General features: G+C 70.2%; 8 protein-coding genes. 5 read left to right on the top strand and 3 right to left on the bottom strand.

Features of this window, described 5'->3' with window-relative positions; genetic code table 11:
• Positions 1–14: 14 nt before the first annotated feature.
• The 5 genes from G361_RS0121775 (at position 15) to G361_RS0121795 (ending at position 10901) form a co-directional block, all read left to right on the top strand.
• Positions 15–716, top strand: coding sequence for a hypothetical protein (locus tag G361_RS0121775; protein ID WP_019929231.1), 702 nt, complete (start codon positions 15–17; stop codon positions 714–716).
• A complete protein-coding gene (locus G361_RS44410; RefSeq protein WP_019929232.1) occupies positions 713–1633 on the top strand; it encodes an ATP-binding cassette domain-containing protein in 921 nt (306 codons plus the stop codon). The genes G361_RS0121775 and G361_RS44410 overlap by 4 nt, the downstream gene beginning before the upstream one ends.
• The gene (locus G361_RS0121785; protein WP_019929233.1) at positions 1630–2412 is read left to right on the top strand and encodes a hypothetical protein; all 783 of its coding nucleotides are present in this window, start codon (positions 1630–1632) and stop codon (positions 2410–2412) included. The genes G361_RS44410 and G361_RS0121785 overlap by 4 nt, the downstream gene beginning before the upstream one ends.
• A 147-nt stretch (positions 2413–2559) precedes the next feature.
• Entirely contained in the window at positions 2560–6861 is a 4302-nt protein-coding gene (locus G361_RS51050) for an ABC transporter ATP-binding protein (protein ID WP_019929234.1), read from the top strand.
• A 167-nt stretch (positions 6862–7028) separates the two neighbouring features.
• Complete coding sequence (locus G361_RS0121795) at positions 7029–10901, top strand: multifunctional oxoglutarate decarboxylase/oxoglutarate dehydrogenase thiamine pyrophosphate-binding subunit/dihydrolipoyllysine-residue succinyltransferase subunit (RefSeq protein ID WP_081635446.1); 3873 nt, start codon at positions 7029–7031, stop codon at positions 10899–10901.
• A gap of 234 nt (positions 10902–11135) precedes the next feature.
• On the opposite strand, the gene G361_RS0121800 is transcribed toward G361_RS0121795, so the two are convergent.
• The 3 genes from G361_RS0121800 to G361_RS0121810 all read right to left on the bottom strand — a co-directional run bounded on the left by G361_RS0121800 (position 11136) and on the right by G361_RS0121810 (position 15263).
• Positions 11136–12611, bottom strand: a complete 1476-nt coding sequence (locus tag G361_RS0121800; protein ID WP_019929236.1) for a DHA2 family efflux MFS transporter permease subunit — start codon at positions 12609–12611, stop codon at positions 11136–11138.
• A 93-nt stretch (positions 12612–12704) separates the two neighbouring features.
• Positions 12705–13439, bottom strand: a complete 735-nt coding sequence (locus G361_RS0121805; protein ID WP_369797905.1) for a helix-turn-helix transcriptional regulator — start codon at positions 13437–13439, stop codon at positions 12705–12707.
• Between the two features lie 114 nt (positions 13440–13553).
• Positions 13554–15263, bottom strand: coding sequence for a molybdopterin-dependent oxidoreductase (locus G361_RS0121810; protein ID WP_026343335.1), 1710 nt, complete (start codon positions 15261–15263; stop codon positions 13554–13556).
• Positions 15264–15314: the final 51 nt, after the last annotated feature.

Here is a 15314-nt window from a genome sequence, read left to right on the forward strand (position 1 = left end):
CGAGAGGGGTTGCCATGTTCAAGGCCGGCCTGGAGAAGGCCGTTGTGTCGGGGCTGGACAATGCGTCACAGCTACAGGCACCTGCGGTCGCGAAGTACGTCGAGCGGTTGCGTCGCGCGCACCCGGAGGAAGGGCCGGATCGGATCGTCGCCCGGCTGGAGCGGACATATCTCACCACCGTCACCGGCAGCGGAACCGCGGTCGGCGCCACCGCCGCCGTTCCCGGCGTGGGCACGTTCACCGCGCTGGCCGCGATGAGCGCCGAGACGGCGTTCTTCCTGGAGGCGTCGGCGCTGTTCACCCTCGCGGTCGCCGCGGTGCACGGCATCGCGCCCGAGGACGCGGAGCGCCGCCGGGCGCTGGTCCTCGCGGTGGTGCTGGGTGAGAGCGGTATGCAGATCGTCGAGAAGAACGTCGGCCGCTCCGCGAAGAACTGGGGGGATCTGCTCGCCGAGCGGATTCCCGGGATCAGATCGATGAACGATTCGCTGGTGAAGCGGTTCATGGTGCAGTTCCTGGCCAAGCGCAGCGCGCTGATGGTCGGCAAGGTGATCCCGGCCGGAATCGGCGCGGCCATCGGCGGTTTCGGCAACCGGGCACTGGGCCGGCGCGTGATCGACAACTCGCACGGGGCATTCGGGCCGGCCCCGGCCGCCTGGCCCAGACCCATGGTCATCGACGCCGATCCGCTACCGCCACTGGACGAGTCGCGATGAGCCGAGCCCGCCCGCCCGTGGTCACCGCCACGGGGCTCACCAAGCGCTTCGACACCACGGTCGCGGTGCACGACGTGAGTTTCACCGTCGCCGGCGGTACGGTCGCCGCGCTGGTCGGACCGCCCGGGTCGGGGAAGACGACCGTCGCCGGGATGCTGCTCGGACTGGTGACGCCGACCTCCGGCACCCGCACCGTCGAGGGGCGGGCCGGGGCGGTGCTGGACCCGCGCGGGCTGCAGCCGGGCAGCACGGTCCGCGGTCAGTTGCGGATCTACGCCGGGGCCGCCGGGGCGCCCGACGAACAGGTCGACGCGCTGCTGCTCCGGACCGGGCTGCACGAGGTCGAGGAGCAGCGGGTGCGCACGCTCACCGTCGCGCAGCAGACCCGGCTGGCCGCCGCGATCGCCCTGCTCGGCGATCCGCCGGTGCTCGTCCTCGACGATCCGTTCGACCAACTCGACGCCGCCGATCGGAGCTGGCTGGCGGACCTGCTGCGCGGATACACCCGCCGGGGCGGCACGGCGGTGCTCACCTCGCAGAGCCTGGCCGCGGTCGTGCCGATCGCCGATCAGCTGATCGTGGTGAGCGAGGGTGTCGTGGTGTACCAGGGCACCCCGCGCAAGCTGCGCCGCAGCCATCCCGACCGGCTCATCGTCGGCGCCTCCAGCCCGATCGCGCTGGCCACGGCGCTGGCCGCCTACGGATTCACCGATACCGTGATGCGTTCCGACGGCCGCTTGGCCGTCGCCGAGGCCGGCCGCAAGGATATCGAGAACGCCGCCGTCGCCGCCCGGGTGCAGCTGACCGAACTGGTTCCCGAACCGGTGCACCCGGATCGGGTGCTGGCCGCGCTCACCCGCGGCGGGCCGGCGCCGGTATCCCCCGTCCCGACGAGCCCGTACGGGGTACCTCGATGAACCTCACCGTGCCTCCGGAGATCAGCCGGGCCGCGACCGCCGAGATCCGCAAGATCACCACGTCTCGCCTCGGCCGGCAGGCGGTACCGGTGGCCGCGGTGCTGGGCCTGGTGGTCGGCGGCATCTCCGCGCTGCGCGGCAGCGGGCCGCAACCGCACGGCACCCTGGCCACCGGCACGGCGAGTGTCGGCCTGTACATCGCGCTGTTCGTCACGCTCGCGGCCGCCGCGATCCTCGCCGCACTGGCCGCCGGGGACGAATACCGCCATCAGAGCCTGCCGCTGACCGCGCTGTTCACCACCGATCGCGATCTGCTGCTCGGCGCGAAATTCGGGGTCGGCGCGCTCTATTCGCTGATCCTCGCGGTGGCCGTGGAGGCCGGCGCACTGCTCGGCCTGCTGGCCGCGGGCCGGCATCGCATCGAGTTCGGGCTGACCCTGCTGTCGGTGTTCGGCGGCGGGCTGCTCGCGATCGTGTGCTGGGGGCTGATCGGCACCGGGCTCGGTCTGCTGTTCCGCGCGCCCGGTCCGGCGATCACCACCTTGATCCTCTGGCCGCTGATCGCCGAACCCGCCCTCTGGTACGTCGCGCGTTTCGTCGGCGTCCCCGGATTCGCGGTGCTGTTCCCGCTGTCGGCGACCGTCGGCACGGTGATGACCGGCTCCTTCTCGAAGAGCCACTTCCTCGCCCCCACCGCGGCCTCCGCGATCGTCCTGCTGCTGTGGACGGCCGGTATCTCCGCGGCCGCCTGGTGGTACGTGCGGCAGCGCGACCTGTAGGGCCTGCGCAGGTCACGGCCGGTCGGGGCCGTCACTGCCGTTTCGGTGGGGCGGGCCCGGGTGCGAGGGGGCGATGCGACGCGTCTGGCGGCGGGCGGGCTCGGGGGCCCGGGGGCTGTCGGTGGGGCTGGGTACTGTCGAATCGGAATGAACGAGATGCAGGCACAGGCGGGCCCGGGGTGGATCAGGCGGTTGTGGTCGGCGTGCCGGGCACAACCGGGGCTGCTCGCGGGGGTGGCGGGATCACTGGCGGCGGGGGCCGTCGCTGAGGTGGCGGCGCCGCTGGCCGCCAAACAGGCGCTGGACAACGCTCGCGCGGGGAACGTACGGGTCATCGGTGTGCTGGCCGGGGTGCTGGTACTGCTGGCGGTGATCCGGTTCGCGACCTCGTACGGGCGGCGCTGGCTCGCGGGCCGGCTCGCGCTGAATGTGCAGCACTCGCTGCGGGTGGATCTGCTGACCGCGCTGCACCGCTACGACGGGCCACGGCAGGACGGGCTGCGGACCGGGCAGGTGGTGTCGCGGTCGATCAGCGATCTGCAGCTGGTGCAGGGGCTGCTGGCGATGGCGCCGCTGGCCGGGATGTCGGTGTTCATGTCGATGCTCGCCGCGATCGTGATGCTGGTGCTGTCACCGATCCTGGCGATCGTGGCGCTGCTGACCGTGCCGGCCATCGCGGTCGTGGTCTACCGGATCCGGCCCAGACTGCACGCGGCGACCTGGTCGGCGCAGCAGCGGGCCGCCGATCTGGCGCAGCACGTCGAGGAGACCGTCACCGGCGTGCGGGTGGTGAAGGGGTTCGGGCAGGAGGCCCGGATGGTGCGGGTGCTGGAGCAGCACGGCCGCACCCTCTACGCGGAACGGATGCGGGCCGCCCGGATCGACGCTCGGATGGCCCCCACGATCACGGCGATCCCGCAGGCCGGACTGGTCGCGGTGATCGGGCTCGGCGGCGCGCTGGCGCTGCACGGCGGTATCGGTATCGGCACCTTCCTCGCCTTCGCCGCGTACGTGACCATGCTGTCGTCCAACACCCGCATCGTGTCGAGCGTGGTCGTGATGGCCCAGCTGACCAGGGCCGCCGCCGAGCGGGTGTACCAGGTGGTCGACGAGGCGCCCGCGACCATCGACCCGCCCGAGCCGCGGTCGCTGCCGGACGGGCCGCTGGGTATCGAATTGCGTTCGCTCACCTTCGGATTCGATCCGGACCGGCCGGTGCTGCGGAATTTCGACCTGAGCGTCCGGCCCGGTGAGACGGTCGCGATCATCGGGCCCGCCGGCTCCGGCAAGTCGACGCTGGCGTTGCTGCTGCCCCGGTTCTACTCCCCCGACAGCGGGCAGATCGTGCTGCGCGGCAGCGACGGCGAGGCCGATATCGCCGAGGTGCGGGCCGACGACCTGCGGGCGGCGATCGGGGTGGCCTTCGACGACCCGTTCCTGTTCTCCGACACCATCGCCGCCAATATCGCGCTCGGTCATCCCGGCGCCACGCCGGACGAGATCCGCCGGGCGGCCGAACAGGCCGCCGCGGACGAGTTCATCGCCGAACTGCCCGACGGGTACGACACCGTGGTCGGCGAGCGCGGGCTGACCCTGTCCGGCGGTCAGCGCCAGCGCCTGGCCCTGGCTCGCGCGTTGCTGGCGAATCCGCGCATCCTGATCCTGGACGACGCGACCTCCGCCGTCGACGCCGTCACCGAAGCCGCGATCTTCGAGGCCCTGCCCGCCCGCGCGGGCCGCACCACGGTGATCCTGGCCCACCGCGAATCCACCCTGGCCCACGCCGACCGGGTGATCCGCCTCCCCGCACCCGCACCCGCCGGAACCGGTGATCTCTGGGACGATGCGCCCCCGGAACCGGACGCCCCGACCTCGGCCGAACCGGCGCCGGAGGCGGCTGCCCGGCACCCGGTCGTCGCGACCGTACCCGAGCCCGTCGCCTTCCTGGGCGAGCAGGCGATCGCCACCGCGCCGGAAATCATTGCGCTGCAACGAATCCCGGGAAATTTCGACGGCGCATTCCCGATGCCCGCCGAACCGGTGACGAACGGATCGAACCCGGCCCGCCCCGACCCGACAGCGGACGACGCCGAACACGTTTCCTCCACAGCCGTCCCCAGGAACGAATTCACCTCTGCCCGCGGCAATCCCGGCCGAGCCGACGCCGCGACGGACCGGCCGAACGGCGTCGGCGGAACCGACGGCACCGACCTCACGACAACGACCGACTCCGCGACCGACCGGACGAACGGTGCCAGCGAGACCGACCTCACGACAACCGCCGACTCCGCGACCGACCGGACGAATGGTGCCAGCGGAACCGACGACACCAACCTCACGACGAGCGTCGACGCCGTGCCGGACCGGACGAACGGTGTCAACGGCACCGGCCTCCCGACGAGCGCCGACGCTACGACCGGCCGATCGAATCGTCTCGGTGGGAACGGCAGTGCGCCGGACGAACAGCGGCGAGCCGACGCCGGGGTCGAGGTGCGGCGGGCTGCCGGTTCAGCGGCGGACCGGCCGGGCGTCGCCGGTGACGGGATGGGGAGCATTCGTTCCGGACCCGAGATCGCCGGGCACGCGGCCGCCGATGTGCCGCCGGAGATCCGGGAGACGCTGGCGGCGCTGCCGGAGATTCGCGAAGTGCCGGGGCTCGACGATCGGGAGTTGGAGCGGCCCGATCCGAAATTCCGGCTGATCCGGCTGCTGCGGCCCGTGCGATGGCTGCTGGCGGGGGTCGTGGCGCTGCTGGCCGCCGACGGGGCGATCGGCGTGGCCTTCCCGGCGCTGTCCCGGTACGCGCTGGACCACGGCGTGGCCGTCGGCGACGCGGGCGCCCTGGTGGCAGCGGCCGGACTGGGCGCGGTACTGGTCCTGCTGAGCTGGGTGGACGAGGCGATCGGCACGATCCTCTCGGCGCGTGCCGGTGAACGGGTGCTCTACGGATTGCGGGTGCGCAGCTACGCCCACCTGCAGCGGCTGGGACTCGATTACTACGAGCGGGAGTTGTCCGGTCGCATCATGACCCGGATGACCACGGATATCGACGCGCTGTCCACCTTCCTGCAGACCGGGCTCGGTACCGCGCTGATCAGCCTGGTCACCGCGGCCGGCATCGTGGTGGCGCTGCTGGCGATCGATACCGAGCTGGCCGTGGTGGTGTTGTCGACGCTGCCGCCGCTGATCGCGGCGACGCTGGTGTTCCGCCGCGTGGCCGCCGCCGCCTATTCGCAGTCGCGGGAGCGGGTGGCGACCGTGAACGCCGACTTCCAGGAGAACGTCGCCGGGCTGCGGGCCACCCAGGCGTATCGGAACGAGGCCGCCGCGGGCCGCCGGTTCACCGACTATTCGGACGGGTACCGCCGCAGCCGGTTGCGGGCGCAGAAGGCGATCGCGCTGTATTTCGCCTTCGTGATCGGCTGGGCGGATCTGGCGCAGGCCGCGGTGGTCTACGTGGGTGCGCGGGCCGTCGCGCACGGGACCACCACGGCCGGCACCCTGGTCGCGTTCGTGCTGTATCTGAGCCTGTTGTTCAACCCGATCGTGCAGTTGTCGCAGGTCTTCGACGGATATCAGCAGGCCCGAGTCGGGTTGCAGCGGATCGCCGCGCTGCTGCGCACGCCGTCGTCGATCGCCGCCGATCCCCCGCATCCGGCCGAGGCGGGTGACCGGATATCGGCCGAGGTCGAATTCGACACCGTGCACTTCCGCTATGCCGACGCGAAAACCATTGCGCTGGATGATGTTTCACTGCACATCCCGCCGGGAACCAGTCTGGCGCTGGTCGGCGCGACCGGTGCGGGCAAGTCGACGATCGTGAAGCTGCTGGCCCGGCTGTACGACCTGCCGCGTCCGGATCCCGCCGATCCGATTGATACCGCACCCCATCCGGGTGTGATTCGTGTCGCCGGTACGGACATCCGGGACTATCGCCTCGCCGGCTACCGCTCCCGCCTCGGCATGGTGCCGCAGGAGGCGCATCTGTTCACCGGCGATGTCGCGAGCAATATCGCCTTCGGGAAACCGGCCGCGACCAGGACGGAGATCGAGCAGGCGGCCGCGGCGGTGGGTGCGCTGGAGCTGATCGCCGGGCTGCCGACGGGCATGCGGCACCCGGTCGGCGAGGGCGGTCGCGGCCTGTCGGCCGGTCAGCGGCAGCTGATCGCGCTGGCCCGGGCCGAACTGGTCGACCCGGATCTGCTGCTGCTCGACGAGGCGACCGCGGTACTCGACCCGGAAACCGAGGAGAAAGTGCTGGCCGCGGGCCGTTCGGTGATGCGCGGCCGGACCTCGGTGATCGTCGCGCACCGGCTGGCGACCGCCGCCCGCGCCGACCGGATCGCCGTCGTCGACCGTGGCCGAATTGTCGAAATCGGCACCCACCAGGAGCTCCTGTCGGCGCGCGGTCACTATTCCCGCATGTGGCTCGCTGCACAGCAGAGCTGAGGAATATTCTCGTCTGCGGACGAGTCGTCACCAATGAGGCTGGATCCATCCGGTGGTCGGTGACCTCGGAGTCGGGGCTGGGCCTATCCTCAGAAGGGCGCATCGGCGCGCAGCATGCCGATTACCCGTGCCGAGCACGTCAAAAACGTCGCAGCGCGAAGAACGAAATGAGGCGAACACCTGCTGTGAGCAGCTCAACATCCCAGTTCGGACAGAACCAGTGGCTCGTCGACGAGATGTACCAAAGGTACAAACAAGACCCCTCGTCCGTCGATGAGAGCTGGCACGAGTTTCTGGCCGACTACACCCCGGATGCCACGGCCGACACCACGGCCAACGGGCAGTCCGCTGTCGCCGCCCCGGCGACCGCCGCGCCCGCCCCGGCGCCGAAGCCCGCTGCCGCGCCCGCCGCCTCCACCCCGGCCCCGAAGCCTGCCGCCGCCCCGGCCCCCAAGCCCGCCGCCGCTTCGGCCCCCAAGCCAGCCGCCGCACCCGCCGCACCCGTGGCCCCCGCCGCGTCCGCGGTGCCCGCTCCGAAGATCGCCGCCCCGGCCTCGACCGCCGCCGCGCCGCCGCAGGCGCGCACCGCGCAGCCCGCCGCGGCCGCCGCGCCGACCACCACCCCGAAGCCCGCCGAGCCGGCCGCCGACGAGTCGCAGGTGCTGCGCGGCCCGGCCGCCGCCATCGTGAAGAACATGTCGGCCTCGCTGACCATCCCGACCGCGACCAGCGTGCGGGCCCTCCCGGCGAAACTGATGATCGACAACCGGGTGGTCATCAACAACCATCTGGCCCGCACCCGCGGCGGCAAGATCTCGTTCACCCATCTGCTCGGTTACGCGATCGTGCAGGCGGTCAAGTCGTTCCCGAACATGAACCGGCACTTCGCCGAGATCGACGGCAAGCCGAACGCGGTCACCCCCGCGCACACCAATCTCGGCCTGGCCATCGACCTACCCGGGAAGAACGGCAGCCGCACGCTCGTGGTCGCGGCCATCAAGAACACCGAGACCATGACCTTCGGGCAGTTCCACTCCGCCTACGAGGACATCGTCCGCCGCGCCCGTGACGGCAAGCTGACCACCGAGGACTTCACCGGGGTCACCATCTCGCTGACCAACCCGGGCACCATCGGCACCAATCATTCGGTGCCGCGGCTGATGCCGGGCCAGGGCGCCATCGTCGGCGCCGGCGCGATGGAGTACCCGGCCGAATTCCAGGGTATGAGCGACGAACAGCTCGCCGAGATCGGCGTCGGCAAGCTGATGACGCTGACCTCGACCTACGATCATCGCATCATCCAGGGCGCGGAGTCCGGCGACTTCCTGCGCACCATCCATCAGCTCCTCATCGCGGACGAGTTCTACGACGAGGTCTTCCACACGATGGGTGTGCCGTACGAGCCGGTGCGGTGGCGCAAGGACATCAAGGAACGCGGCGTCGACAAGAGCGTGCGCGTCCAGGAGATGATCGCCGCCTATCGCGACCGCGGTCACCTGATGGCCGACACCGATCCGCTGCGGCTGGTCAAGGACAAGTTCCGCAGCCACCCGGACCTCGACGTCACCCAGCACGGCCTGACCCTGTGGGATCTGGACCGCGAGTTCAACGTCGCGGGCTTCCACGGCCAGGAGCGCATGAAACTGCGCGACGTGCTGTCCATCCTGCGCGACGCGTACTGCCGGCACGTCGGTGTCGAGTACACCCACATCCTCGATCCCGAGCAGCGCAAGTGGATCCAGGACCGGGTCGAGCAGAAGCACGACAAGCCGACCGTCGCACAGCAGAAGTACATCCTGTCCCGGCTGAACGCGGCCGAGGCCTTCGAGACCTTCCTGCAGACCAAGTACGTCGGCCAGAAGCGCTTCTCGCTGGAGGGCGCCGAGACCACCATCCCGATGATGGACGCGGTCATCGACCAGTGCGCCGAGCACGCGCTCGACGAGGTCGTCATCGGTATGCCGCACCGCGGCCGCCTGAACGTGCTGGCCAATATCGTCGGCAAGCCCTACTCGCAGATCTTCACCGAGTTCGAGGGCAACATGAACCCGGCCGCCACCCACGGCTCCGGCGACGTGAAGTACCACCTCGGCGCCGAGGGCACCTACATCCAGATGTTCGGCGACAACGACATCAAGGTGTCGCTGACCGCGAATCCGTCGCATCTGGAGGCGGTCGACCCGGTCGTGGAGGGTCTGGTCCGCGCCAAGCAGGACCTGCTCACCAAGGAAGACCTGATCACCAAGGGTGAGGAGGCGCGCACCTTCTCCGTCGTGCCGATGATGCTGCACGGCGACGCGGCCTTCGCGGGCCAGGGTGTGGTCGCCGAGACGCTGAATCTCGGTGGCCTGCGCGGCTATCGGGTCGGCGGCACCGTGCACATCGTGGTGAACAACCAGATCGGTTTCACCACCGCGCCGGAGAACAGCCGGTCCACCGAATACTCCACCGATATCGCCAAGTTCATCGGCGCGCCGGTGTTCCACGTCAACGGCGACGATCCGGAGGCGTGTGTCTGGGTGGCGCAGCTGGCGGTCGACTTCCGCGAGCAGTTCCACAAGGACGTGGTGATCGACCTCATCTGCTACCGCCGCCGCGGCCACAACGAGGGCGACGACCCGTCGATGACCCAGCCGTACATGTACGACGTCATCGACACCAAGCGCAGCGTCCGCAAGTCCTACACCGAGGCCCTGATCGGCCGTGGTGACATCTCCATGAAGGAGGCCGAGGACGCGCTGCGCGACTACCAGGGCCAGCTGGAGCGGGTGTTCAACGAGGTCCGCGAACTGGAGAAGTACCCGCCGTCCCCGAGCCACTCGGTCGAGACGGAGCAGACCGTCCCGACGACGGTCGTCACCGCCGTCGACAAGACCGTGCTGCAGCGCATCGGCGACGCCTTCCTGAACGTGCCCGAGGGCTTCTCCGTGCATCCGCGCGTGAAGCCGGTGCTGGAGAAGCGCCGCGAGATGGCCTACGAGGGCAAGGTGGACTGGGCGTTCGGCGAGCTGCTGGCGTTCGGCACCCTGGTCGACGAGGGCCGCGCGGTGCGGCTGACCGGTCAGGACTCCCGCCGCGGCACCTTCTCGCAGCGGCATTCGGTGGTCATCGACCGTAAGTCCGGCGCCGAGTACACCCCGCTGCACAACATCGGCAGCGCCAACCCGGGCTGGTTCGCGGTGCACGACTCGGCGCTGTCCGAGTACGCCGCGGTCGGCTTCGAATACGGCTACTCCCTGGGCAATCCGGAAGCGCTGGTGCTCTGGGAGGCGCAGTTCGGCGACTTCGTCAACGGCGCCCAGTCGATCATCGACGAGTTCATCTCCTCCGGTGAGGCCAAGTGGGGTCAGCTGTCGGAGGTCGTGCTGCTGCTGCCGCACGGTCACGAGGGTCAGGGCCCGGACCACACCTCCGGCCGCATCGAGCGGTTCCTGCAGCTGTGCGCCGAGGGTTCGATGACGGTGGCGGTCCCGTCCACCCCGTCGAACTACTTCCACCTGCTGCGCCGGCACGTGCTCGACGGCATCCGCCGCCCGCTGATCGTCTTCACCCCGAAGTCGATGCTGCGCAACAAGGCCGTGGTCTCCGATATCGAGGACTTCACCGACAACAAGTTCCGCTCGGTGCTCGAGGAGCCGACCTACGAGACCGGCGACGGCGACCGTTCGAAGGTGAAGCGGATCCTGCTGACCTCCGGCAAGCTCTACTACGAGCTGGCCGCCGAGAAGGCCAAGAAGAACCGTGACGACGTGGCGATCGTCCGGATCGAGCAGCTGTACCCGATCCCGTCGTACCGCCTCAACGAGAAGCTGGCCACCTACCCCAACGCCACCGACCTGGTGTGGGTGCAGGAGGAGCCGGCCAACCAGGGCGCCTGGCCGTTCTTCGGCCTGAACCTGCCGGAGATCCTGCCGGAACGCTTCGGCAAGCTCCGCCGCATCTCGCGCCGCGCCATGTCGGCCCCGTCCTCGGGCTCCGGCAAGGTGCACGCCGTCGAACAGGCGGAGATCGTCGGCGAGGCCTTCGCCCCGACCGCCTGATCCCTCCGCAGTCCGATCCCGGGCCGGGACGCTCACCGAGCGTCCCGGCCCGGGTCGTTTCCTGACCGCGCAAGCGCGCACAAGGCATTCCGGGTCCTGCCCGTCGACCTTGCTGGACAGGGAAATGCCCCGGGTGGCATGCAGAAGCAGGGCGGCCCGGGGCGTACGGGATGAAGGTCAGCCCGTGCGGGCCCGGATGGGCGAACTCATCCGGGCCTGCGCGGTCGGTGCGGCTCAGTGGCCGGCGTCGACCGGGACCGCGGTGGTCGGCGCGGGGGCGCCGGCCGGGGCGGACTTGGAGCGGACGAAGCCGATGGAGGCGGCCACGCCGATCAGCAGGATGAAACCGGGGAGCAGCATCGACTGGCTCAGTGCGGTGCTGAACTTGTCGGCGATGGCGGGCGGGATGTGGGCGCCGGCGCCTTCGGACATCTTGCCGGTGACCAGGCCCTGCGCGCTGACCCGGGACGACACCAGGGCGCTGATCGCGGCGCTGCCGAGTACCGAGCCGATCTGGCGGGTGGTGTTGTAGACGCCCGCCGCGGCGCCGGCCTGCTGGATCGGCAGGTTGCGGGTGGCGGTCGAGGCCAGCGGGGCCCAGATGCAGGCGTTGGCGAAGCCGGAGGCCACTCCGATGATCATGAACAGCGCGATCGGGCTGTGCGGGGTCATCATCGCGGCGTAGGTGAACACGACCGCCGAGAACACCGCGAAGCCGACGGTGGGCAGGATCTTCGGGTTCATCCGGTCGGAGATCTTGCCGACGATCGGGCCGAAGACACCGGTTGCGACGGCCATCGGCGCGAACACCAGACCCGACTGCGACGGGGTGTAGCCGCGCACCGCCTCCAGCCAGAAGTAGGCGGGCACCATCAGGGTGGTCATGGTGGCGCCCATCGCCGCGATGCCGAGGTTGGCCAGCGCGAAGTTGCGGTCGCCGAACAAACTCAGCGGTACCAGCGGCTCACCGGTGTTGCGGGCCTGGGTGTAGAGGAATACGCCCAGTACCACCACGCCGCCGATGATCAGGCCCCAGATCGTGGCATCCCAGTGCCGGTCGTTGCCCTCCTGGATACCGAACACCAGCAGCAGCATGCCGGCGGCCGACAGGACGACGCCGGTGAGGTCGAACTTGTGCCGGTGGGTCTCCAGCTTCGGTACCAGCGCCCAGGCCATGGCGAAGGCGATCACGCCGATCGGCACGTTGATGTAGAAGATCCAGTTCCAGCCCAGGCCGTCGACCAGCACGCCGCCGAGGATCGGGCCGACCAGGGTGGCCAGGCCGGCGACGCCGCCCCACGCGCCCATGGCCGCGCCGCGCTGATGCGCCGGGAAGGTCCGGGTGATCACCGCCATGGTCTGCGGGGTCATCAGCGCCGCGCCGAGGCCCTGCACCGCGCGGGCGGCGATGAGCATCTCGATGTTGCCGGACAGACCGCACCACAGCGAGGACAGGGTGAAGACCACCAGGCCCATGAGGTAGACGTTCTTCGGGCCGACACGATCGCCGAGCCGGCCGGTGATCAGCAGCGGTACCGCGTAGGCGAGCAGGTAGGCGCTGGTGACCCAGATGACCTTGTTGATGTCGGTGTGCAGATCGGTCATGATCGCCGGATTGGCCACCGCGACGATGGTCATGTCCAGCAGGATCATGAAGAATCCGACGACCAGCGCGCCCAGCGCCAGCCACGGATTACGTTGTGTCGTCATAACTTTCGTTTCCGTTCGCAATGTCCCGGCCGCGGCGAGCGGCCGGCGGGTAGTCGGGTGGAGGGCAGGCCGCGGTCCGGGGACCGCCGGCGGTCACTGGTCGGCAGGAGTGGCACCGCCCCTCTTCAGTGAGGCGAGCACGTCGTCGGTGACCTCGGTCCCCCAGTCGTGCCCGATGCCCTCGTCGTCGGTGTGGTGGGGTATCAAACTGCCGTCGGGGCCGAACTCGTGCCAGATCAGGCTGCCGTCGGCCAGTTCGGCCACGATGCGCCGCAGCCAGGTGGCCTCGGTGTGGGTCTGCGCGCGCAGGTATTCGAGCACCATCCAGTACCGGCGCGGCACCCGGCGGGCGGTGGCCCACTCCTGGAGGGCGTCGAGTTCGGTGACGTCCATCTCCAGCCAGCGGATACGCTCGGTGAGCAGGGCGATGACCTCTTCCTTGGGCAGGTTGTGCGCCTCCGAGAGGGCCTGCGGGAAGATCGGGTATTCGCGGATCGGTTTGCGGAGGATCTCCGTCAGCCGGGTACGCAGCGCGGCGGTGCCCGGCTTGGTGATGCGATAGGTCGTACGCTCCGGCCGGTTACCGGCCCGATCGGTGCCCTCGGCCCGGACCAGTCCCTGCTCGGCCAGCCGGTCCACGGTGTGGTACAGCGAGCCGGGCCTGATCTTGACGAAGTACTCCTCCCTGCGGCTGAGCAGCAGTTGATACATCTCGTAGGGATGCATCGGACGCTCTTCCAGCAGCGCGAGCACCGCCAGCGCCAATGGCGTCAGCACCGCACCCGACTGCTTCGACATCGCCGGCCCCTCCTTCGTACCGCTCGTCACGGGGGAGAGCGTAGCTCCGGCCCCGGACATATCCCGCGTCAAATATTCCACGCCGAATATACGGCGTGGAACAGTGACCGGGCAAGCGGATTCCCGCGCAGTGCGAGTGTGTGATCAGGCCACGTCGACGATGATCGACGGATAGCCCTCGGCCCCGTCCGGGAGCACGTCCTCGTACGAGCCGGACTGGGTGGCACCCGCCCCGTCGGTGGCCCGGGCCCGGATGAGGTGTTTACCGGCGGCGGCGTCCCAGTCGAAGGCCCACTGCCGCCACGTGTCGATCGATGGTTCGGCGGCCAGCCGCGCGGGCTGCCACGGGCCGTTGTCGATCTGCACCTCGACGCGGCCGATCCCGCGATGCTGCGCCCACGCGACCCCGGCGACGACGGTCCGGCCGTGCTTCACCTTGCCGTCGTCGCTCGGGGTGTCGATGCGGGTGCCGGTCTTGATCGGCCCGCGCGGCGCCCAGCCGCGCTGGGTCCAGAACGCCTGGGCGCGATCGAAGCGGGTGATCTCCAGTTCGGTGACCCATTTGGTGGCCGAGACGTAGCCGTACAGGCCCGGCACGACCAGCCGGGCCGGATAGCCGTGCTCCACCGGCAGCGGCTCACCGTTCATGCCGATGGCCAGCATCGCGTCCCGGCCGTCGAGCAGGGTGGCCAGCGGGCTGCCCGCGGTGAAGCCGTCGATACTGCGGGAGAGCACCATATCGGCGTCCGGATGCGGCCCGGCCTCGGCGATCAGATCGGCGAGACTGTAGCCCAGCCAGCGCGCGTTGCCGATCAGATCGCCACCGACCGGATTCGAGACACAGGTGAGGGTCACCAGCCGCTCGATCACCGGCCGGGCCGCGAGATCCGACCAGCTGTAGCGCATCTCGCGATCGACCAGGCCGTGGATGCGCAGCGACCAGGTCGCGGTGCTCACCTGCGGCACCAGCAGGGCGGTATCGATCCGGTAGAAGTCGTTGTTGGCCGTGACATACGGAGTGAGCCCGGGGATTCGCAGATCCGCGGACGGATCCACCGGCGGCTCCACGGAATTCGGCGCCGGCAGGCGCACGGCGGCCCGCTCGCCGGAGACGTTGTGCGCCTTCAGGCCGAGCAATCGGCCCGCGACTCCCGTCACCACGGCCAGGATCCCGATGCCCACGATGCCGCGCACCATGGTCCGGCGATCGACCCCGGATTCGGGCGTCGGTTCCGAATCCGGCTCGGGCCCAGGCATTCCGGCGATATCCGGCGGGGGCGGCGAGCCACCCACCCGGGCACCCGCGCCGACCGGTACGGGCCGGATCCGCCTGCGCAGCGCCGTCGTCGCCGCGGCGGTGCCGAACAGGACCGGTAGTGCGCGAACCGCCGGGCCCTGCTCCTCTTCCGTTGCGGGATGCGGCGATCCGACCTCCAGCCGCCGAATCAGCATGCGCAGCACGAGAATTCCGGCCGCGACACCGAGCAGTGTGGGCAGCGCCCAGGTCCACGCCGCCGCCGGCCGGGTCACCGCCGCCAGCGCCGCGAGGACGCCGAACGCGGCCAGTACGGCGCTGCCGATCGGCCGCCCGACCCGTTCCACCCGGCCGACGACCGTCGCCACGACGAAGGCGACCACACCCATGAGGACGAACAGCAGCAGTTTGTCGTCGGTGCCGACCAGCCGGATCACCTGTTCCCGGACGCCGTCGGGCGTCCGGTCCACGACCGTGGATCCCAGTGCCGCCAGAGGCGTGCTCTCGGTCCCGATCGGCAACGCCACCAGTTCGGCAATTCCCAGCGCCAGCCCCGCGGACACCACACCGCACGCCGCCCGCAGTCCAGACTCGGCCATATCGCGAGCGTACTGCGCGCGCGTATGCGCGGGAATCCCGGTGGAACGGGA

The sequence above is a fragment of the Nocardia sp. BMG111209 genome (genome assembly GCF_000381925.1).
Classification (GTDB): domain Bacteria; phylum Actinomycetota; class Actinomycetes; order Mycobacteriales; family Mycobacteriaceae; genus Nocardia.

Coding starts and splice junctions, on each gene's coding strand:
- G361_RS0121795 (WP_081635446.1), top strand. CDS start 7,029: ATGAGGCGAACACCTGCTGTGAGCAGCTCAACATCCCAGTTCGGACAG.
- G361_RS0121800 (WP_019929236.1), bottom strand. CDS start 12,611: ATGACGACACAACGTAATCCGTGGCTGGCGCTGGGCGCGCTGGTCGTC.
- G361_RS51050 (WP_019929234.1), top strand. CDS start 2,560: ATGAACGAGATGCAGGCACAGGCGGGCCCGGGGTGGATCAGGCGGTTG.
- G361_RS0121785 (WP_019929233.1), top strand. CDS start 1,630: ATGAACCTCACCGTGCCTCCGGAGATCAGCCGGGCCGCGACCGCCGAG.
- G361_RS0121775 (WP_019929231.1), top strand. CDS start 15: ATGTTCAAGGCCGGCCTGGAGAAGGCCGTTGTGTCGGGGCTGGACAAT.
- G361_RS0121810 (WP_026343335.1), bottom strand. CDS start 15,263: ATGGCCGAGTCTGGACTGCGGGCGGCGTGCGGTGTGGTGTCCGCGGGG.
- G361_RS44410 (WP_019929232.1), top strand. CDS start 713: ATGAGCCGAGCCCGCCCGCCCGTGGTCACCGCCACGGGGCTCACCAAG.